Annotated in this window: 18 protein-coding genes; 6 read left to right on the top strand and 12 right to left on the bottom strand. The window is 33.2% G+C overall.

The window, feature by feature from the left end; all coding sequences use genetic code 11:
• Window positions 1-15 precede the first annotated feature (15 nt).
• From AAON49_RS03435 to dnaN, 7 genes are all read right to left on the bottom strand, one after another.
• Window positions 16-312, bottom strand: coding sequence for a hypothetical protein (locus tag AAON49_RS03435; RefSeq protein ID WP_349552671.1), 297 nt, complete (start codon window positions 310-312; stop codon window positions 16-18).
• Between the two features lie 106 nt (window positions 313-418).
• Window positions 419-1288, bottom strand: a complete 870-nt coding sequence (locus AAON49_RS03430) for an RluA family pseudouridine synthase (RefSeq protein WP_349552670.1) — start codon at window positions 1286-1288, stop codon at window positions 419-421.
• 71 nt (window positions 1289-1359) lie between these two features.
• Complete coding sequence (locus tag AAON49_RS03425; protein WP_349552669.1) at window positions 1360-4605, bottom strand: S41 family peptidase; 3246 nt, start codon at window positions 4603-4605, stop codon at window positions 1360-1362.
• 66 nt (window positions 4606-4671) lie between these two features.
• Complete coding sequence (locus AAON49_RS03420) at window positions 4672-5088, bottom strand: VOC family protein (protein WP_349552667.1); 417 nt, start codon at window positions 5086-5088, stop codon at window positions 4672-4674.
• A 30-nt stretch (window positions 5089-5118) separates the two neighbouring features.
• Window positions 5119-6804 (bottom strand): gamma-glutamyltransferase, encoded by a 1686-nt coding sequence (gene ggt, locus AAON49_RS03415; protein WP_349552665.1) that lies wholly within the window; start codon window positions 6802-6804, stop codon window positions 5119-5121.
• Between the two features lie 13 nt (window positions 6805-6817).
• A complete protein-coding gene (locus tag AAON49_RS03410) occupies window positions 6818-7411 on the bottom strand; it encodes an acyl carrier protein phosphodiesterase (protein ID WP_349552664.1) in 594 nt (197 codons plus the stop codon).
• Between the two features lie 84 nt (window positions 7412-7495).
• The gene (gene dnaN / locus AAON49_RS03405; protein WP_349552663.1) at window positions 7496-8611 is read right to left on the bottom strand and encodes a DNA polymerase III subunit beta; all 1116 of its coding nucleotides are present in this window, start codon (window positions 8609-8611) and stop codon (window positions 7496-7498) included.
• A 258-nt stretch (window positions 8612-8869) separates the two neighbouring features.
• Here dnaN and AAON49_RS03400 point away from each other — a divergent pair, with 258 nt between their 5' ends.
• The 4 genes from AAON49_RS03400 (at window position 8870) to AAON49_RS03385 (ending at window position 14401) form a co-directional block, all read left to right on the top strand.
• Entirely contained in the window at window positions 8870-11401 is a 2532-nt protein-coding gene (locus AAON49_RS03400; protein WP_349552661.1) for a PIG-L family deacetylase, read from the top strand.
• 4 nt (window positions 11402-11405) lie between these two features.
• Entirely contained in the window at window positions 11406-12002 is a 597-nt protein-coding gene (locus AAON49_RS03395; protein WP_349552659.1) for a dioxygenase family protein, read from the top strand.
• 102 nt (window positions 12003-12104) lie between these two features.
• The gene (locus AAON49_RS03390; RefSeq protein WP_349552658.1) at window positions 12105-13937 is read left to right on the top strand and encodes a sodium:solute symporter family protein; all 1833 of its coding nucleotides are present in this window, start codon (window positions 12105-12107) and stop codon (window positions 13935-13937) included.
• Window positions 13934-14401, top strand: coding sequence for a GNAT family N-acetyltransferase (locus AAON49_RS03385; protein WP_349552657.1), 468 nt, complete (start codon window positions 13934-13936; stop codon window positions 14399-14401). The genes AAON49_RS03390 and AAON49_RS03385 overlap by 4 nt, the downstream gene beginning before the upstream one ends.
• Window positions 14402-14449: 48 nt before the next feature.
• Here the strand turns inward: AAON49_RS03385 and AAON49_RS03380 are convergent, their stop codons facing one another.
• The gene (locus AAON49_RS03380) at window positions 14450-15298 is read right to left on the bottom strand and encodes a DUF2911 domain-containing protein (RefSeq protein ID WP_349552655.1); all 849 of its coding nucleotides are present in this window, start codon (window positions 15296-15298) and stop codon (window positions 14450-14452) included.
• 109 nt (window positions 15299-15407) lie between these two features.
• On the opposite strand from AAON49_RS03380, the gene AAON49_RS03375 reads away from it, so the two are divergent.
• Window positions 15408-16070 carry an MIP/aquaporin family protein gene (locus tag AAON49_RS03375; RefSeq protein ID WP_349552654.1) on the top strand — a complete coding sequence of 221 codons (663 nt, stop codon included), beginning with the start codon at window positions 15408-15410 and terminating at the stop codon, window positions 16068-16070.
• Window positions 16071-16163: 93 nt separating this feature from the next.
• Here AAON49_RS03375 and gldG read toward each other — a convergent pair whose 3' ends face one another.
• Genes gldG through AAON49_RS03355 form a run of 4 tightly spaced genes read right to left on the bottom strand, consistent with a single transcriptional unit; the run spans window position 16164 to window position 19647 of the window.
• The gene (gene gldG / locus AAON49_RS03370; RefSeq protein WP_349552652.1) at window positions 16164-17804 is read right to left on the bottom strand and encodes a gliding motility-associated ABC transporter substrate-binding protein GldG; all 1641 of its coding nucleotides are present in this window, start codon (window positions 17802-17804) and stop codon (window positions 16164-16166) included.
• The gene (gldF, locus tag AAON49_RS03365) at window positions 17797-18516 is read right to left on the bottom strand and encodes a gliding motility-associated ABC transporter permease subunit GldF (protein ID WP_349552651.1); all 720 of its coding nucleotides are present in this window, start codon (window positions 18514-18516) and stop codon (window positions 17797-17799) included. Before gldF ends, gldG begins: the two co-directional genes overlap by 8 nt.
• A 4-nt stretch (window positions 18517-18520) precedes the next feature.
• Entirely contained in the window at window positions 18521-18817 is a 297-nt protein-coding gene (locus tag AAON49_RS03360) for a putative quinol monooxygenase (protein ID WP_349552650.1), read from the bottom strand.
• Between the two features lie 2 nt (window positions 18818-18819).
• Window positions 18820-19647, bottom strand: coding sequence for an SAM hydrolase/SAM-dependent halogenase family protein (locus AAON49_RS03355; protein ID WP_349552648.1), 828 nt, complete (start codon window positions 19645-19647; stop codon window positions 18820-18822).
• A gap of 129 nt (window positions 19648-19776) precedes the next feature.
• On the opposite strand from AAON49_RS03355, the gene AAON49_RS03350 reads away from it, so the two are divergent.
• Window positions 19777-20727 carry a PhoH family protein gene (locus AAON49_RS03350; protein ID WP_349552647.1) on the top strand — a complete coding sequence of 317 codons (951 nt, stop codon included), beginning with the start codon at window positions 19777-19779 and terminating at the stop codon, window positions 20725-20727.
• Window positions 20728-20767 lie beyond the last annotated feature (40 nt).

The following is a 20767-nucleotide window of genomic DNA, read 5'->3' as shown; positions in this document are numbered from 1 at the left end:
CAATAAGATTGATTTCTATTCTTCTCCAATTGCAATAAAGCTAAATTGACGATCTTGTTTCCTTCCGTCTGCACCTGCAGTAATTGCAGTTACTGCCCCTTGATTAATATAGGGAAATATAACCCCATCTAATGGATTTTGACCAAGATCTCCGTAACCAGTTTGAGTTCCTACTACGGCAGGGATGTTAGAAAAACCAGGTTCGAAATCAATTACATAAATACCATCATTTTGTCTTTGCACTAAAAATCCAGATCCAGAAATTACTCTTCCATCTTGTGCGACTGTTCCATAAATTGTTTTTGTTGCCATTTTATTTGTTTTTTAAGATTAATAACACCCCAAAGTTGAGGGATTCATCTTCTTCAAAGAGATAAAATGGAATAAGAGACTAATCTTTTGGAATGAAGATAGAAATCTATGGAATTAAAGATTTAGGGAATATTTTTAAAAACTTCTTTGGGAGTTTGGAGCGTACTTTCAGAGGCTCTTTTGTAAACGGATGAATAAACTCTAATTGAAATGCGTGCAAATAAAGGCCCTTGCCCTTAAGAATGAAACCTTCATTTCCATATTCTTTGTCACCTAATATTGGATGTCCAACAGCAGACATATGTTTTCGTAGTTGGTGTCTTCTTCCTGTTTTTGGAGAGAGTTCAACCAAATTCAAATAACCAAAACGTTCTGAAGAAACAGTGTCCAAAACTCTATAGTAGGAAAGTGAATCTTTTTCATCAATAGCTAGCGAAACTTTTCCGTTGGTTTGCATTTCTCCAATGGTAACTGCATGATATGTTTTTTTAATTTCCTTTGCTTCGAAAAGCTTATTTAATTTAACAATTGCGTTGCTAGTTTTACCAATCAACAATAAACCAGAAGTTGGATAGTCTAGGCGGTGTACTGGCCGAGGACGAGTCACATCCTTTAAAGAACTGGCTTGTAGATTTGTTTTGAGAGCATTATCTATAGTGGCAAAAGAGTTACCACTAACCGATACTCCTGAAGGTTTTTCGATAACAGCTAAGTAATCATCTTCATAGATAATTTCTAAAGTGATATTAAAGACTTTGTGGTTCTTCTCTGAATTTTCCAGTAATTGAATTGTTTCGCCTCCTTTAACCCACATAGCTGTTGAAGCTAGAATTCCATTGGTTAAAATGAGTTGTTTTTTAATTGCCTTTTTGAAGGCAGACTTAGTAGCTACTGTTGTAAAGATACCTACAGCATAATCTTGAAGTCGAATAGGAACTTCTTGTTGTGGAACAATATGACTTTCTAGGATTTTCAAAACTGGATTTAAAAAATAAACGGACAATTGAATGTACTCAATTACCCGTTTATCTAAAGTTAGATTATAATTTATTTATCTTCTTTATATCCTTTAGGGCGTTTCCAGCGAATTGGAGCTTTAGGTTCAGGTTTCAATTGAAATTCATTTCCTTTTAATAAACGCAATGCTTCTTGAACAGCTCTTTCTAATTGAGGATCACCTCCATTAATTACTTTTTTAGGATCTTGAATTACTTCAATATCAGGAGCAATTCCTTCTCCTTCAACAGCCCATTTTCCATCTACATCATAAAAACCACCACGAGGTGCTACCATTCTTCCTCCATCAACAAAACGTGGAGTATCCCAGGTTCCCACAAGTCCACCCCAAGTTCTTGTTCCTACTAAAGGTCCTAGTTTTTTCATTCTAAACATATAAGGTAATAAGTCTCCTCCAGAACCAGCACGTTCATTAATGATCATTACCTTTGGCCCCCAAATCCCAGCCATTGGAGTAGTCCAAGGTCTTCTGTCGGAAGCTTTACTATTAAAGTAACCAAATAACTCTCTAGACATGATATCAATCATATAATCGGCAGCAGAACCACCTCCATTGTTTCTCTCGTCTATTACAACACCTTTTTTATCTTGTTGCGAGAAATAGTAACGGTTGAAAGAAGTAAATCCACCACCACCAGTATTGGGTACATATACATAGGCCAGTTTACCGTTTGATAATTTGTCTACTTTTCTTCTATTTCCTTCAACCCAATCTATTGTTCTTAATTGGCGTTCACTTCTTACAGGTTTTACTAAAATAGTTCTAGCACCTTCTTTATTGGGTTTAGAATTTACTTTGATGTAAATTTCTCTTCCAGCAGTTTGTTCTAGCAATTGATAGGGGTTCATAGAGGAATTCAAGGCTATTCCGTTGATTTCTAATAAATAATCACCTTTATTTACATTGATGCCTGGCAATCCTAAAGGAGCATTAATGTTTGGATTCCATCGTTCTCCTTTATAAATTTTTGCAAATCGATACAAACCTTTGTTTACTTCTAGATCACAACCTAGTAAACCCACAGGAACAAAATTGGTGTTTGGAAAATCTCCACCAGAAACATAAGAATGTCCAACAGCAACTTCACCACTCATAATATCTACAACATAATTCAAATCTGTACGATGTCTTACATGATCTATCCAAGGAGCATACCATTTATATACATCATCCCATGGTGCTCCGTGCACATTGTCTACATACAAGAAGTCTCTCATAAATCTCCAACCTTCTTTAAAGATTTGATGCGCTTCTTGCTTAGGATCTACTTTTATTTTGATGTTAGTCTTTAAATTTCCTTTTCCTGGTTTTGCAGGTGATTTGCTACTAACTAAGCTCCAGCTACCACCTCTTGAAAGTAAAATTGAATTTCTGTCATCTGAAGCTACCATATTGTTTACTCCTTTAGAGAAGACAGTTGCTTTCTCTTTAGCTACATCATAGCTATGTAATGTTAGTCCAAAAGAATTTGGAACTGCTTCTGCCACAAAAACTTTATTCTTAGGGCCTTTGAGTAAACCAACATAATTTCTTGATGGAAGTTTTAAAGCAATAGCTCTATCAAACAATCCGTTTTCATCTATGATTACTTTATTAGCTGCTTTTTTTGCATCTTTTTTTCCTTTACCATCTTCTTTTTTCTCCTTTTTTACTTCCTCTTCATCTGTTTTAGGGAGGTTAGGAGCTTTGTCTTTAGAATTCAACACTACAGCATACAAACTTCTAGTTACACTAGGATCGTAAGAACTCATATCTAACCATCCGCTTTGCAATCCATAATTTGTACTTGCTAAAGTGTAAATGTATTTTCCAGATGCATCCCAAACAGGACTGATAGCATCTGCTATTGGGTCAGTAATTTGAACAGTCTTTTTTGTGCTTAACTGATACGCAAAAATTGATTTGAAATGACTATCGTTTTGCTTTGCATAAGCTATCCAGTCACTATCTGGTGACCATTGAGGATTCATTGATCTATTTGGGTGTGCATAACGGTCTGTAGCTATTTTTTCTGTTTTTTTAGTTGCTAAATTGAGTACCCAAATATTAAAATCTGTATCTGTATAAGCAATTTGCTTTCCATCTGGCGACCAATCTGGTCTGAAATAAAATGTTGGATTAGGCAATGTAATAGAAGAAACATTGTTACCGTTTTGATCTGCAATCATTAATTGATATTCTCCGCTTTTGTCAGAAAACCATGCGATTTTATCTCCTTTTGGAGACCAAATAGGTGACCTATCGGCAGCATCAGATGAATTGGTAATGTTTCTCCAAGTTCCGTTTTCTTTCGGAACCGTAAAAATTTCACCTCTTGCTTCAAAAATGGCACGTTTTCCTTTTGGAGAAAGGTTAGGGTTTGTCAAGTTCCTTGCAGAAAGGTTCATCCAACGTGTTCTAGAGTAATTTAGATCTCCTTTTACGTTGATGTTTAATTTTTTTGTCGCTTTCGTATTAGGGTTTAAAAAATGTAGGTAACCACCTTGTTCATATACGATTCCATTACTATTCGCATCTAGATTCTTAACATCAAACTTTTTGTGGAACGTAATTTGTTGCTCTTGTTTAGTCTTAGGATTGAAAGACCAAATATTGCTGGTGTAATCTCTTTCTGAAATATAAAATACCACTCCATTGTACCAAACAGGATTCAAGTGTCTTTCTTGATCTTTTTGTGGAGTCCTGATGAGTTTGTTTGTTCTCAAATTTACAATCCATATAGGCATTGCTTGTCCTCCTCTATAATTTCTCCATTCAGCATCCCAACCTGTAATAGGTGTATAGGCTACATACTTTCCGTCTGTAGAAATCTCTCCGTAAGCAGCTCTTGGAATATCCATTGCTTTTGGCATTCCGCCTTTAGTAGATACTGTAAAAAACTTATTGGTTTGTGTTGGTCTTGCTTCTCTTCCAGAGCGAAATAAAATTTTATTATCGGGCGTCCAACCCTGAACGATATCTGCACTTGGATGATATGTTAATCTTTTAGGTTCACCACCATCAGCAGAAACAACATAAACGTCGACGTTTCCATCGTATTGAGCTGTGAAGGCAATCATTTTCCCATCTTTCGAGAAATGAGGGTCAGATTCATATCCTGTATCACTGGTTAATCTTATAGCATCACCGCCATTAATAGGGGCTTTCCATAAGTCGTTTGCATAAACAAAAACTACATCGGTTTTTGATAGTGTAGGCTGACGTAATAATTGTGTTCCTTGAGAGGTACAAATACCCGTTACCCACAAAGCTAGGATTGTGAGGATTTTTTTCATTGTGTTTGGTTTAATTGATGGAATAATGCTTAAAGATAAAGAATTACACCAAAAGCTAATAGTTAATTACTTAGCAAATAATTGATTGATGTCTTTAAAAGCTTTGAATTCCAGAGCATTTCCTTCAGGATCATTAAAAAACATGGTGGCTTGTTCGCCAACTTTTCCTTGAAAACGAATGTTAGGAGCAATCACAAATTTGATTCTCTTTCGTTGTAATTGTTCAGCAAGTTTTGTCCAATCTTCCCAAGCTAAGACAACTCCAAAATGAGGAACAGGAACATCATGACCATCTACAGGATTGGAAATACGTTGAGGTACATAATCATCTTTTTGATGTATTACTAATTGATGGCCAAAGAAATCGAAATCCACCCAATGATCTGAACTCCTTCCTTCTTTGCATTGTAATACTTCTCTGTAAAAATTTCTGCAAAGGGCTAAGTCTTTTACTGGAATTGCTAAATGAAAAGGTTGAACCATAATGTTATTTTTTAGTTGTTATAACTACTATCAAAATCCAACAGCAGTATCATCACCTCTAGGATCTGCACCGCCTTCAAATTTACCATTCTTTAAAACGAGAATTCCTTCTACTTTTCCTATGACTCTTGAATCTCTTTCGTCTAGTTTATAACCTAATTTTTTCAACTCATTTTTAACGTTTTCATCAAACTGATTGGGTTCTATCATCACCACATCTGGTAACCATTGATGGTGAAATCTTGGTTGTGCTACGGCTTCTTGCATTCCCATTCCAAATTCATGAACATTTAAAATAGTTTGAAGAACTGAGGTGATAATAGTTGAACCTCCTGGTGTGCCAACTACCATCCATAATTTTCCGTCTTTTTCTACGATTGTGGGTGTCATAGAGCTTAACATACGTTTTTGAGGTGCAATTTCATTGGCTTTAGCACCCACAAGTCCATACACATTTGGTACTCCTGGTTTGCTGCTAAAATCATCCATTTCGTTGTTAAAAAAGAATCCTAATTCATTACTGTAAAGTTTAGAGCCATAACCGCTATTTAATGTTGTAGTTACAGAAACGGCATTACCATATTGATCTACAATAGAGTAGTGAGTAGTTTCATCACTTTCTATAATCTCAATATTTCCATGATTTAAATCTTTAGAAGCAGTAGGTTTTTCAAAAGAGAAACTAGACATTCTTTGTTTTGTATAAGCTTTACTAATAAGAGTGTCTAATGGAATAGATACGAAATCTGGATCTCCTAAAAAGAAACTTCTATCTGCATAGGCTCTACGTTCTGCCTCTATAATTACTTGCATTGTTTTTACTGAATTATGACCATATTCATGAAGGTCGTAAGGCTCAATTCCATTCATAATTTGTGCAAGACAAACTCCACCACTAGAAGGAGGAGACATAGAAATTATATTTAGGCTGTCATATTGAAATGTAATTGGAGAACGCCATTTCGCTTCGTATTTTGCTAAATCCTCTTCTGTAATAATTCCACCGTTTTCTTGAATGAACTGTGCTATTTTTTTAGCTGTTTCGCCTTTGTAAAATTCATCTCGTCCATTTTTAGCAATTTGTTCTAATGTATTAGCTAAGGCTGTGTATTTGATAGTATCATTTTCTTTCCAGTGATGCATCATTGGAATAGAATCTTTATTAGCTTTTAAGAATCCTTTCTGGTACTTTTGAATACGTTTTTCTTGCTTCTTAGTTACAATAACTCCTCTTTTTGCCAATTCTATTACTGGTTGCAAGATCTCTTGAACGGAAAGTTTTCCAAACTTTTTTTGCGCTTCAAAGACACCAGCAACTGTTCCTGGCACTCCAACAGCAGTAGCACCAACAGTACTCTTTCCTGAAATCACATTGCCATCATCATCTAAATACATATCTCTTGTTGCCGCCAACGGAGCTTTTTCTCTGTAGTCTAATGCTCCGATATCTCCATTCTTCATTCTATAAACCATAAATCCGCCACCACCAATATTTCCCGCATAAGGATAGGCCACAGCCAAGGCTAATTCTGTAGCCATCATAGCATCAAAAGCGTTTCCTCCTTTTTTTAAAATTTCTACACCAATTTTTGAGGCTTCCGCACGAGCAGAAACAACCATTCCTTTTTCTGAAATTAAACCTCTTTCAATTTCTTTTTCTTGTTTACAGCTGAATAAAGTAAGTGATAGTATAAATAGAAAAATAGATTTTCTCATAATGTATAAGATGTTAAACGGATTGTAATTTGGTTAGTTTTTTTGTGGTGAAAGCCTCTAATTCTTTAAAGAATTCAGTAAAGTCTTTTTCAAACTCATTATAATGTTTTTGTAAATCTTCGGTTGCCAAATGCATTTGTGATTTGTTTTGAGTTCTTCGATTCATTCCATTCAAAACACGTTGCATTCCTTCCATAAACTGATAGTTGTATAACCAGTTGTGTTCAACCATGTATGGAATCATGTGTAACACTTTTTCAGGCAGAATTTCAAATTTCTGTTCTAGCAAATAGTAGAAAGAGTCTACATAAACATCTAATGGAATTTCTGAATAATCGTTCCAATTCTTAGCTAAGAAATGATCATAAAAAATATCTATGATTATACCACCATAGAGACCATATTTTTTATCAAGTCTTCTCTTGCTTCTTCTAACTACTTCATGAGTGTCTGTAAAGGTGTCTATCTCTCTGTGTAATAGAATTCCTTGTTGTATTCTCTCTGAAAATTGTGTGAATTGATTTCCTCGAATACTATCTGCAATAAAATTACCGATCATAATTTCAGTATCATTTTTAGATAGATATAAGTGAGCAAGAAAGTTCAAAAACTTGATTTTAATGGGTACTAAAAGTAATAAAAAAACCACAACTAAATAGTTGTGGTTTTCAATTTAAAGTATAGATAGTTTTTAATTGTTTAGCATTACTGGCATTACCAACATGGTTACTTGTTCTCCTTCATCAGTTCCATCAATAGGAGTTAAGATTCCTGCTCTGTTAGGTAAGCTCATTTCAATTAAAACTTCATCAGAGTTTAAGTTGTTTAGCATTTCACTTAAGAAACGAGAGTTGAAACCAATTTGCATATCGTCTCCTTGATAATCACAACTTAAACGCTCATCAGCTTTGTTAGAGAAATCTAAATCTTCAGCAGAAATATTAAGTTCAGTCCCTGCCATTTTCAAACGAATTTGGTGTGTTGTTTTACTAGAGAAAATAGATACACGACGAACAGAGTTTAAGAAAGAAGCTCTGTCTACAGTTAACTTATTAGGATTCTCTTTTGGAATAACCGCTTCATAGTTTGGATATTTTCCATCAATTAAACGACATACTAAAACAAAATTATCAAACGTAAATTTTGCGTTGGCATCATTGTATTCTATAGTAACTTCTTCATCTCCTCCTAAAACACCTTTTAATAGATTTAAAGGCTTTTTAGGCATAATAAATTCAGCTGTTTTATCAGCAGTTACATCTGTTCTAGTATATTTTACAAGTTTATGAGCATCTGTAGCAACAAAAGTTAAGCTTTGCGAACTGAATTGGAAGAAAACTCCACTCATTACTGGACGAAGATCATCATTACCAGCAGCAAAGATTGTTTTTGAAATAGCTGTAGCCAATACATTTGAAGGAACAACGGTCTTACTAGGCGATGGTAAACTTACCGCTTTTGGAAACTCATCGCCTCCAAAATAAGCCATATCATATTTTCCTTGATCAGAACTAATTTCTATAGTGCTATCACCTTCTGTTTTAAAAGTTAACGGTTGATCTGGAAAAGTTTTTAAAGTATCTAATAGTAATCTTGCAGAAACCGCTATTGATCCTGTACTATCAGACTCTACATCTACTACGGCACTCATAGTAGTTTCTAAATCTGAAGCAGAAACTTTTAATTGATTCTCAGATAATTCGAATAAAAAATTGTCTAGAATTGGTAGTGTGTTGTTACTATTGATAACTCCGCCTAAAACTTGTAATTGTTTTAATAATTGCGAACTAGATACGATAAACTTCATGTTGATTTTATTGACTAAAATTGATTTACAAAGATATTGGAATTTAGGGATTTTGAAAATATTGTTATCAACATTTTTGTGGTTTTGTTGATAGCTTTTTTAAGTTTTAACTTATAGGAAGTATAATAGATGTTAAGTATTAGTGAGTGTTAGAAATTGCTATTCAAGATTCTCAATTTCTAAGATGTTATAAATATGTTAAGGAGAAAAAAAAGAGGAGATAAAATATTACATTTGTTAGAAACCAAACCGAAGTTCATGAAGAAAAATATACTCTTTGTTTTCTCATTTCTACTGATTTCTTCAGCAATTTATTCTCAAAAGCCCAACAAACTTAATTCAAATCAAATTTATGAAAAGGTTCAAAAACTAAACTTTTTAGGAACTGCTCTTTATATAGCAGCACATCCTGATGATGAAAATACAAGACTTATTTCTTATTTGGCGAATCATGTAAAAGCGAGAACAGCTTATTTATCATTAACGCGTGGTGATGGTGGTCAGAATTTAATCGGGCCAGAAATAAGAGAGCTTTTAGGAGTGATAAGAACACAAGAGTTATTAGCAGCAAGAAGGGTAGATGGAGGAGAACAACGATTTACCAGAGCTAATGATTTTGGCTATTCGAAACATCCTGACGAAACGCTAAATATTTGGGATAAGAAAGAAGTGTTGGCTGATGTAGTTTGGGCAATTAGAACTTTTAAGCCTGATGTAATCATCAATAGATTTGATCATAGAACTCCAGGAACCAATCACGGTCATCATACAACTTCAGCAATGTTAAGTATGGAAGCTTTTGATTTGGTAAGTGATAAAACAAAATACACCGAACAATTAGATTATACAGATACTTGGCAGCCTAAGCGTTTGTTTTTTAATACCTCTTGGTGGTTTTATGGAAGTCAAGAAAAATTTGAAAAGGCTACTAAAGATAATTCAGATTTTATGTCTGTTGATGTTGGTGTTTATTATCCACTGAAGGGATTGTCTAATAATGAAATAGCTTCTATTGCCAGTAGTCAGCATTTGTGTCAAGGATTTGGAAGATTAACAACTAGAGGAAGTCAAAATGAATATGTAGAATTCTTGAAAGGCGACAAACCAAAGGACGAAAAAGATTTGTTTGCCGGAATTAACACTACTTGGAATCGAGTTAAAGGTGGTGGAGAGATTGGCGATATTCTATATGAAATTGAAAAGAATTTTGATTTCGTAAATCCATCTAAACATTTATCAGCTTTAATGAAGGCTTATAAAAAGATTCAACTGTTAGAAGATTCTTATTGGAGAAAAGTTAAAATAAAACAGATTACTGAAATTATTGAAGCATGCGCTGGATTATATTTAGAAGCTTCGGCTACAAGTTCATCTGCAGTGCCAAACTCTGAAATACAATTAAACATTGAGGCTTTAAGTAGAAACTCTGAAGTAAATATCATCTTAGAATCTATGAGTTTTGTGACTGACAAGATGCTTACAGTAGTTAAAGAAGTATCGTTAGGAAATAATAAAAGACAACGTTTTCAACAAAAATTATTATTACCTAATATGGATTTTACAGATCCTTATTGGTTAAAAAACGATTGGTCCTTGGGGATGTATAAGGTAAAAAATCAAAATCTTATTGGTAACCCAGAGACTCCAAGAACTGTAAGGATCTTTTTCAATTTGAATATTGATGAACATGACATTAGCATAGAAAAAGATGTAATTTATAGATATTCAGAAAGAGATAAAGGAGAACTGTATAATCCTTTTGAAATTTTGCCTAGAATTACTACTAAATTAAAAGAGAAAGTAATTTTATTCCCTGAAAATAAATCGAGAACTGTAGCAGTAAGTGTACAATCTGGAGCAAATAATGTAAAAGGATCACTATCCTTAGATGCACCAAAAGGATGGGCTGTTTCTCCTAAATTCATAGCTGTTTCTATTCAGCAAAAAGGTGATGAGCAAACTCATAATTTCACAGTAACACCATCATCAGAAGAATCAGAAGGAAAGTTGAAAGCAATTGTAACTATCAACGGAAAGAAGTACAATAAAGAGTTGGTAGAAATTAACTATTCACACATTCCTAAGCAATCTGTGTTATTAAATTCTGAGGCTAAAGTTGTTCGTTTGAATATAGAAAAAGGTGGGGATTACATTGGTTATATCAAAGGCGCTGGAGATGCAATTCCTGAAAGTTTAGAACAAATAGGCTATAAGGTTAAGATGATCAATCCTAATGAAATCAATGAAGAAAACTTAAAACAATTTGACGCAGTTGTTGTGGGTATAAGGGCCTACAATACTGTATCTGCACTAAAATACAAACAAAAATTCTTGTTAGATTACGTAAAGAATGGAGGAAATATGATTGTTCAATACAACACGAGTAGAAGAGTGGATGTAGGAGCACCTTATAGCTTACAGCTTTCTAGAGATAGAGTTACAGATGAAAACGCAAAAGTTACTGTATTAGCAACAAAACATTCTTTAATGAATTTCCCGAACAAAATATCGGAAAAAGATTTTGAAGGTTGGGTTCAAGAAAGAGGACTCTATTTTCCTAATAAATGGAGTTCAGAGTACACACCAATTTTGTCTATGAGTGACAAAGGAGAAACTCCAAAAGAAGGAAGTTTATTGGTTGCCAAATACGGTAAAGGAAATTATATCTATACAGGGTTAAGCTTTTTTAGAGAATTACCAGCTGGTGTTCCTGGAGCATACAAATTGTTTGCAAATATGTTGTCTATTGGAAAAGGAAATATCAAGCAAAATGATAAAATAAAACAATAAACGCGTGAGAAACTTCGTAACCTTATTTTGTTTGTATTTCTTAGTTTCTTGTTCAGTAACAAGCCAGGAAATCAATTCAATAAGTAAAGAAGAAAAAACTATTTGGGAATCTTTTAAGTTAGTTCCTTCATCAGCAAATTTACAAATGACAAATGATAAAGAACCTGGTGAAAAATTGATACTCTGCATCACTTTTATTGATAAACTAAAGAAAACTCCTTTAGAGAATCAGAAAGTGCTTTTGTATCAAACTTCAAATGACGGGAACTATAACCCTGAGATTGCAGGTAATGAGAAAACTGCTAGAATTAGAGGAGAAGGATATACTGATGGAAAAGGCAGAATGTATGTAAATACAATCTTACCAGGGAGTTATGCAACAAGTGGAGATAATAGGCATATTCATACACAGGTTTTTGGAGCGAAACCTCAGGCATATGATATGCATTTTGCACAATATACCAATGCAAGAATGAAACGCTTCATAGAAGAAAGAGATCAATTTTTTTTAGTTGATTTAAAATATACTGTTGATAAAAAACTTATCGGTTTTGTTACTATAGAAGTAAAAAAACCAAAAAAAACAACCAAACATGACTGAAAACAAACCTAGATGGCAAAAACTGTATACCTTGGTTTTAATCGCCAATTTAATTTATATCATTCTATTTTATATCATCACCAAAACATTTGAAATATAATTATGGGAGTAAATGCTTTAGATTGGAAAGATTGGTTGGTAATGTCTGTGACGTTATTATTTATTGTTTTTTACGGGGTTTATAAAACCAGAAAGAATAATAGTGGTGTAAAAGATTATATAAAAGGAGGTAATAATACAAAATGGTGGACTATTGGTTTGTCTGTAATGGCTACCCAGGCAAGTGCAATTACTTTTTTATCTACTACAGGCCAAGCTTATTCAGACGGAATGGGATTTGTTCAATTCTATTTTGGACTTCCCATTGCCATGGTTATTATTTGTTTGGTGTTTATTCCTTTGTACCATCGATTAAAAGTTTATACTGCTTATGAGTTTTTAGAATCTCGGTTTGATTTAAAAACTAGAAGTTTAACAGCTATTCTTTTTTTAATTCAAAGGGGCTTAGCTGCTGGAATTACCATTTTTGCACCAGCCATTATTTTATCAGTTGTCTTAGGTTGGAATATTGTTACTTTAAATATAGTAATAGGTGTTTTAGTAATTATTTATACGGTTTCTGGAGGAACTAAAGCAGTTACTGTTACCCAAAAACAACAGATGTTTGTGATTTTCGCAGGAATGCTTGCTGCACTATTTATAGTAGTCGATTTATTGCCAAAAGATGTTTCTTTTTCTGATGCTATAGAAATTGCTGGTGCTAGTGGAAAAATGGAGGTTTTGGATTTTTCTTTTGATTTAAACAATCGATATACGGTATGGACAGGAATCATAGGAGGAACATTTCTAATGCTTTCCTATTTCGGAACCGATCAAAGTCAAGTGCAACGTTATTTGTCAGGTAAGTCAATTAAAGAGATGCAAATGGGATTATTATTTAATGGAATGTTGAAGGTGCCTATGCAGTTTTTTATTTTATTGGTAGGAGTAATGGTATTTGTGTTTTATCAATTCAATCAAGCACCTTTAAATTTTATTGATGCATCAACGAAAACTGTTCTGAATTCTGAATATGGCGATCAGTACAGAAAATTACAAGAAAAGCAGAACACACTTTTTATTGAAAAGCAAAACTTTGCATTGTCATATTCAAAAAATAAAACTACTGAATTAAAAACAAAATTGTTTAAGCTAGATAGTATAGAAAAAATATATCGATTAGAATCTAAGTTTTTAATCAAAAGTGCTGTTGATCCTGATTATAAAAATAGATACACTACATTAAAAAATGAGGTTGAAACATTAAATGTAGAAAGTGAATTGTACAAACAAAAATCAGAGGATTTAAAAACACTTTATAAAGAGGCTGCAAAAGATACTCAGACAAATGATAGAGATTATATGTTTATTAGATTTATCTTAAATCATTTGCCAACTGGTTTGATAGGACTCTTACTCGCTGTAATTTTATCAGCAGCAATGTCTTCTACTGCATCAGAAATCAATGCGTTGGCTACGATAACTTCAATAGATTTATATAATAGAAATTTGAAGAAAGATAAAGGTGAAGCTCATCTAGTAAAAATGACAAAATGGTTCACATTTGGATGGGGGATAATTGCAATCATAATTGCTTGTTTTGCAAATCTGGCAGAGAATTTAATTCAGCTTGTTAATATTATCGGTTCTATTTTTTATGGTAATGTGTTAGGAATTTTCTTGTTAGCTTTTTTTGTCAAATATGTTAAAGGAAGAGCAGTGTTTATTTCAGCAATTATTACTCAACTGCTTATTTTCTACATATACTATCTAGATATTTTACCTTACTTATCTTTAAACTTAATAGGGTGTTTCATCGTGATGTTTTTAGCACTGATTTTTCAAGCTTTACTGCCTAAGAAAGAAGAAACTCAAGCTCAAGAAATAAGATTATGATAAAACTTCGCCAAGCTACTATTGAAGATCTTCCTGTTCTGTTAGAATTTGAGCAAGGAATGATTATTGCAGAACGACCTATGGATGTTACTTTAAAAAGAGAAGAAACATACTATTATGATTTGCCTTTAATGATTAAAGATTCAAATACAGAATTAGTAGTTGCAGAAATTGAAGGCGAGATAGTAGGAACTGGATATGCTAGAGATATAAAAGCAAGAGAATGTTTTGCTTTTGAAAGATTTTCTTATTTAGGATTTATGTTTACAAAGGAAGAATTTCGAGGGAAAGGAGTAAACAAGGTAATTATGGATTATTTATACGATTGGTCCTTGGCTAGAGGAATTTATGAAATACGATTGGAAGTATATCCGAGTAATCCTTCTGCAATCAAAGCTTACGAAAAAGCAGGCATGGATACTTCTCTTCTAACAATGAGAATCGATTTAAGAGATAGAAAATAGAAAAGCGAGCCTTTGGCTCGCTTTTCTTATATACTTTGAGTTAGAAAATTATAAAGCTCCCCATTTTTTAAGAGAATCTTTATTCATTTTCATATAATCAGCATTTCCAGCTTTTGTTGCTAATTCTAAAGAGGTTTTAGCCGCAGCAATAGCATTTTTCTTATTTCCTGCTTTTGCATGGATTAATGATTGTTGTCTGTAAAACCAAAAACGTGGTCTTTCTTTTGTCATTTCAATCGCTTTATCAATCCATTTAACTGCTTGAGCCATATCTTTTCCTTGCTCTTTAAAATACACAGCAGCAGCATAATAGTCATTTGCAGATGGTCCACCCATTACTTTATTAATAGACGCCATAACACCTTTATCCGTTGGCGTTTCAAATTGAACACCTACATAAGTTTTTTCCCAAAGAATCCCTATGATTCCAGAGTTGTTCGTTAAATCGTCAAAAGAGATTGTAAATGTTTCAATGTTCACTGGCATAGGAATTACATCAGCAGAAGCTTTCGCAACTACTTTGCTATCATCCCACTTTCTTGGTGTACCCCAGTTGTTTGAGTCTGCATAAAACATTACTTCCCACTTATCTTTATTAGGAATAGTATAAATAGCATACGAACCAGCTTTTAATGTTTGACCATTAACAGTAACGTCAGTACTAAAAGTAATTTTAGTATTTGCATTAGCACCAGTTCTCCAAACTTTTCCAAAGGGTACTAAGTCTCCAAAAACAGTTCTTCCTTTTACTCCTGGGCGAGAGAACTCTAAAGTTACATCTGTCAATCCAACTTTCTGCTCTATCTTAGAAAATGGACTAGGTTGTGGAGCTTCAATTTGTGCACTTGCCGTATATGTAAAAGCAACAAGACACGCAATTAAGAATAATTTTTTCATCGTTGATTAGGTTTAATAGTAAACACTAAAATTACAACGAATCTTTGGGACAAATGTTAACGAAAACTTAAAAAAAGGAATCCTATCTTTGCGCAATAGTAGAATTCTTATGAAAAAATACATCGCTGAATTTATAGGAACCTTTGCCATGATCTTTTGTGGTACAGGCGCCATGACTATTAATGAAGTAACAGGAGGAGATGTTACCCATGTTGGAATTGGAATTACTTGGGGGCTAATTGTAATGGCTATGATTTATGCTTTTGGAGAAATCTCAGGAGCTCATTTTAACCCTGCTGTTTCTATCGCATTTGCTTATGCTAAAAAATTCTCATGGAAGGAAGTTCCAAAATATATTTTCTTTCAAGTTGCTGGAGCTTTTGCAGCTAGTTTGGTCTTACTTTTCTTATTCCCAGATAGCGAATTATTAGGTTCTACTATTCCTAAAGTAGATGTATGGCGGGCCTTTGTTTTAGAGTTATTACTCACATTTTTCTTAATGGTTGTGATTATTAATGTTTCTACAGGTAGCAAAGAAGTTGGTATGATGGCAGGTATTGCAATTGGAGGCGTGGTCTTATTAGAAGCTATGTTTGCTGGCCCTATTACCAATGCATCAATGAATCCAGCTCGCTCTCTAGCTCCAAACATTGTTTCTGGAAATATTCAGGGATTATGGTTGTATATGCTTGCACCGATATTAGGAGCATTATTAGCCGTTATTAGCTGTAAATTAGTGAAGGATGATAAATGTTGTGATGAAGAGTGTTGAATAATACCTAGTAGTTAGTGCTGAGTAGTTAGTATGCTGTAATTGATAATAGGTGTTTCTTATAAAAAAGAATTACACTAATCACCTAAACACTTAACTATACTTTTTGTTTCTGAAATAATTGAAAACAAATCCAAACCCTAAAAGGAGCAAGAGTGGTAGTACTACATTTAAGAATTGCCAATAAGTTCTCTCTTCAAAAGCACGTTGTTTATCAAGAAGATTGATTTGCAATGTTTTATTTCGTAACTCAATGAGTCCAGAATCATCTAACAAATAATCTACAGCATTCAATAAGAATTCTTTATTTCCAAATTGTTCGCCAGTCCATTTATCAATTGAAAGGTCGTAAGGTTGACTTTTTAAAATTTGATTTTTAACAATATCACCATCAGCTACAACAATCATTTTGTTTTCCTTACTCTTATTTGCAAAATCATCAATAGTAAAAGGCTTGATACGATTGGCATAATTGGATGTAAATTCACCTTCCAATAAAACGCTAAACAATTGATAACCTGATTTGTATTCTTCCTGTTTAGGTTCTTGAGCTATGCTTTGCAGTTCGATAAAATTTGGAGTCCCTATTTTTTTTGTTAACAAAGAGCTTACTAATAAAGGAGTTTTGCGAATGTTGTTTTGTAAGGTGTCAATTTGATTAGCGAAACGCAATCGAACGGGAGCAATGTTTTTTGTAATAGGATGTCTTGGATGCCCATTTACTAATGGATGATAGAACCAAGGAAGATTTTGAAATTGTGTTTGATTACCCACATTTCCAGTTGCTAAAGGGATTTTTGAAGAATATAAGTCTTGGATCAATGTTGTATTGATGCGAACTCCATACTTGAATAACAAATCTGTTAGATTTAAATCTCGAGGATATGCTAACATTTTTCCATCATTGTATAAACTATCAGTATCTGCTTGAACATTTTCAACCATCCACAATGTTTTTCCACCATTCATGATAAACTGATCTAAAACCATTTTCTCTTTTTCTGTAAAAGCCTGTGTTGGTTTGGCAATAATTGCCATATCAAAAAACTGAAGCCCTTTTAATGTTTTCTTTGGATTAGAGACAACAGAATCTAAGGTGAAAGCACCCAAACGATATTTCTTTCTTACCTCAGTTAAAAATGAAATTAAAAAAGGGTCTTGTAGTTCACCATTTCCTCTAAGGATTGCAATTTTCTTTTCTTTATTTCTAGTGATATTGTGAATTGCATTGCTAAAGGAAAATTCTAAATTTTCAATTGCAGCAGAAAATTGTTGTTCTTGAGACTGAACTACACCGTTAGGAAGTAAAGAAACAATTTCAGATTTGTTTTTATAATCGATCTCCGCCCAAGGAAATATAATAGCATTGGATAGCTTTCCATTTTCTTCAACAGTTAACTGACTTGGCATCATACCAGATTTCACCAAGCGTTCTCTTTGTTCGTCGGGATTTACAAACTGTATTCTTATATTAGAATTTTGAGCTTTTAATTCTTCTAAAAACTGACGAGTTTCTATTTGCAATCTTTTAAATTCAGTAGGGAAATCTCCTTCCAAATACACTCTAATAATTAATTGTCTGTCTACTTGGTCTAAAATAGAGCTAGTAACATCAGAAAGCGTATATCGTTTGTCTTCAGTTAAATCAAAACGTTGATAAAAACCTTGACTTACAAAGTTTAGAATTAACAATATTATTGCTAAAAAGAATGTATGTTTTAGCTTCTTATTCATTAGACAGTTTTTGTTTTGTAATGAATAAAAAGAAAAGAATGATACTTAAAAAGTAAAGGATATCTCGAGTGTCAATAACACCACGACTTATACTTTTAAAATGCTCATTCATTCCAAACAATTGAATGGTATATCCTGAATTTACGAATAAGTTTGATAAAGCATCAAATCCGTAATAGAAAAAGAAAACAATAAAAACACTTAATAAAAAGGCAACAATTTGATTTTTAGAAAGTGTAGAGGTAAATAAGCCAATAGCTGCATAAGATCCTGCTAGTAAAAACAAACCAAGGTAAGACCCAAAAGTACTGCCGAAATCAATATTACCTACTGGATTTCCCAATTCTGAGATAGAATAAACGTAGACAAAAGTTGGGATAATTGCGATGAAGATTAAAATTAAAGCTGCCCAAAATTTTCCTAAAACAATTTGCCAATTGCTAATAGGTTTGGTTTTTAAAAGTTCTATGGTTCCTGTTTGAAATTCATCTGCAAACATTTTCATTGTAATGGCAGGAATTAAGAATAGTAAAACCCAAGGAGCTAGGTAAAAAAAGCTGTTTAAGTCTGCAAACCCAGCATTTAAAACATTAAAATCATCATCAAAAGTCCAAAGAAATAATCCATTAACCAATAGAAAAACACCAATTACTAAATAAGCAATTGGGGAAGCAAAAAAGGAATTGAATTCTTTCTTTAAAATTGGATACATATACTTATGTTAGTGATACTTCCTTATCAACACTCCAAGCTTCTGGCTTAGCATTAAATAAAACTTTCGTTTCTGCCCAAACCCCTTTAAATAAATCAGAGTTTCTATAATTTTCTAAGTCTTCTTCTTTTTCCCAATAACTATAGGTGAAAAAGATTGTTGGATTGTGTTTGTCTCTATACAATTCTAATAAACGACATCCAGGACTATTTCGTATAAATTCTTTCTTGCGATGGAAGTTAGAAAGAAAAGTCTCTACATGCTCTGGTTTGAATCCCATTTTTACAATTCTCACAAACATAATTATAAGAATTCTATGGTAATGGTATCTCTATATCCTAAACCTAAAAGGGTAGAAGCTCCTCCGACCGTTTTTAAATTACTTCTGTAAATAGCTATTTCTAAATATCCAGCAGAATTGAATAAGGCCAGACGATTTCCATCAAACTGACGAGGATCATTGGCATTAGGATCTACGATTTCATTGTATTTAGAAACCACTTTTGAGAAAGTATACCTTGCCGCAGAAATTCTAAAATCTCTGCCTTTACCAACTTCAGTAAATAATTTTTCACTAATGTTACTTATAACATTTCCGTAATTATCAATATAAATAACACCTCCAGTAATTTTATTTTGTTCCTGATTTATTTTTGGCTGTATTTCTGTCATTTCTTTATAACTAGAAATTTCCTTACCAATAACGCCTAAATTTCCACCTCTAGAAATAAAGCAGGCTACTTGCACAAAAACATCCAATACAGGAAAACTACTTTCTACTCGATCATGAATGTTAATCTCAACAATCTTGCTAGGCTTTATATCTTTGGTAATCATGCATATTAATCCATTATCTGGACAAACAAAGTAATGATTATCAAGCTCTAATGCAATGTGCTTATTATCTTCACTTAACTCAGAATCAACTCCAATAATATGAATAGTACCCTCAGGAAAGCTTTTGTAACTGTTTTTTAAGATATAAGCAGTTTCTGTAATATTAAAAGGAGAGATGTGATGTGTAATGTCTACAATTTTTGCATCTGGCAGTTCAGAATAGATAGCTCCCTTTACAGCACCAACAAAGTGGTCTTTAGTTCCAAAATCAGTAGTTAATGTAATAATAGACATTAAAAGAAAGGCTGTTAATTAATTGTGTAAAAGTCGCTCAAAAATTTCACACAAATCTAAACAATTCTGAAAATTAATTCCCTAATTTTAGAATGAATTATTAATTAACAATCATATAAATTCCAGCATTTGAACGAACGTATTATTGAGCTTACAGAAATTAACCCTAAGGATTTCTTTGGCACCCACAACAGTACAATAGAGCAATTAAAGACGTACTTTCCTAAAATTAAAATAGTTGCTCGCGGATCTAAACTAAAAATTTACGGAGAACCAGACATTTTAAACGAGTTTGAAAAACGATTAAATATGTTAATCAAATATTTTAATCGTTACAACAAATTAGATGAAAATAGTATTGAAAGAATACTTACATCTACAGGAAAAGAAGAGAAAGCTTCCGCAGGAAATGCCAAAGATGTATTAGTACATGGAGTGAGCGGTAAATTAATTAAAGCGCAGACTGAGAACCAACGAAAGATGGTGAGTTTAATGCAAAAAAATGATATGCTGTTTGCTGTAGGACCTGCAGGAACTGGAAAAACTTACACTGCGGTTGCATTGGCTGTTAAAGCTTTGAAAGAAAAAGAAGTAAGAAGAATTATTTTAACAAGACCAGCCGTAGAATCTGGAGAGAATCTTGGATTTCTTCCCGGAGATTTAAAAGAGAAGTTAGATCCTTATATGCAACCATTGTATGATGCGCTAAGAGACATGATTCCGCATGAGAAGTTAGAATCATACATAGAAAAAGGTGTGATACAAATAGCTCCATTAGCTTTTATGAGAGGAAGAACACTAGATCATGCATTTGTAATTTTAGATGAAGCTCAAAATACCACACATAGTCAAATGAAAATGTTTTTGACCCGTATGGGGATGCATGCTAAATTCATTATTACTGGAGATCCTGGTCAGATAGATTTGCCTAGGAAACAAGTTTCTGGATTGAAAGAATCGTTGTTAGCATTGAAAGATTTAGAAGGAATCGCTCATGTGTATTTAGATGATAAAGATGTAATTCGTCATCGTTTGGTAAAGAAAATTATTTCTGCTTATAAGAGCATTGAAACTGAATAATTTTGCTTGCCACTCAATTGTCTTTAATTACTTTTGCAGC

Origin of the sequence: Pseudotenacibaculum sp. MALMAid0570 (assembly GCF_040151415.1) — a bacterium.
Taxonomy (GTDB): Bacteria; Bacteroidota; Bacteroidia; order Flavobacteriales; family Flavobacteriaceae; genus Polaribacter.
The sequence above is the reverse complement of the archived record's forward strand: the minus strand, read 5'-3'. Positions and strand labels throughout refer to the sequence as shown.

Bases quoted from the DNA above. Each gene is read 5' to 3' on its own strand.
- gldF (WP_349552651.1), bottom strand. From the start codon at position 18,516: ATGTATCCAATTTTAAAGAAAGAATTCAATTCCTTTTTTGCTTCCCCA.
- AAON49_RS03390 (WP_349552658.1), top strand. From the start codon at position 12,105: ATGGGAGTAAATGCTTTAGATTGGAAAGATTGGTTGGTAATGTCTGTG.
- AAON49_RS03385 (WP_349552657.1), top strand. From the start codon at position 13,934: ATGATAAAACTTCGCCAAGCTACTATTGAAGATCTTCCTGTTCTGTTA.
- AAON49_RS03375 (WP_349552654.1), top strand. From the start codon at position 15,408: ATGAAAAAATACATCGCTGAATTTATAGGAACCTTTGCCATGATCTTT.
- AAON49_RS03380 (WP_349552655.1), bottom strand. From the start codon at position 15,298: ATGAAAAAATTATTCTTAATTGCGTGTCTTGTTGCTTTTACATATACG.
- AAON49_RS03425 (WP_349552669.1), bottom strand. From the start codon at position 4,605: ATGAAAAAAATCCTCACAATCCTAGCTTTGTGGGTAACGGGTATTTGT.
- AAON49_RS03360 (WP_349552650.1), bottom strand. From the start codon at position 18,817: ATGTTTGTGAGAATTGTAAAAATGGGATTCAAACCAGAGCATGTAGAG.
- dnaN (WP_349552663.1), bottom strand. From the start codon at position 8,611: ATGAAGTTTATCGTATCTAGTTCGCAATTATTAAAACAATTACAAGTT.
- AAON49_RS03355 (WP_349552648.1), bottom strand. From the start codon at position 19,647: ATGTCTATTATTACATTAACTACTGATTTTGGAACTAAAGACCACTTT.
- gldG (WP_349552652.1), bottom strand. From the start codon at position 17,804: ATGAATAAGAAGCTAAAACATACATTCTTTTTAGCAATAATATTGTTA.
- AAON49_RS03420 (WP_349552667.1), bottom strand. From the start codon at position 5,088: ATGGTTCAACCTTTTCATTTAGCAATTCCAGTAAAAGACTTAGCCCTT.
- AAON49_RS03435 (WP_349552671.1), bottom strand. From the start codon at position 312: ATGGCAACAAAAACAATTTATGGAACAGTCGCACAAGATGGAAGAGTA.
- ggt (WP_349552665.1), bottom strand. From the start codon at position 6,804: ATGAGAAAATCTATTTTTCTATTTATACTATCACTTACTTTATTCAGC.
- AAON49_RS03400 (WP_349552661.1), top strand. From the start codon at position 8,870: ATGAAGAAAAATATACTCTTTGTTTTCTCATTTCTACTGATTTCTTCA.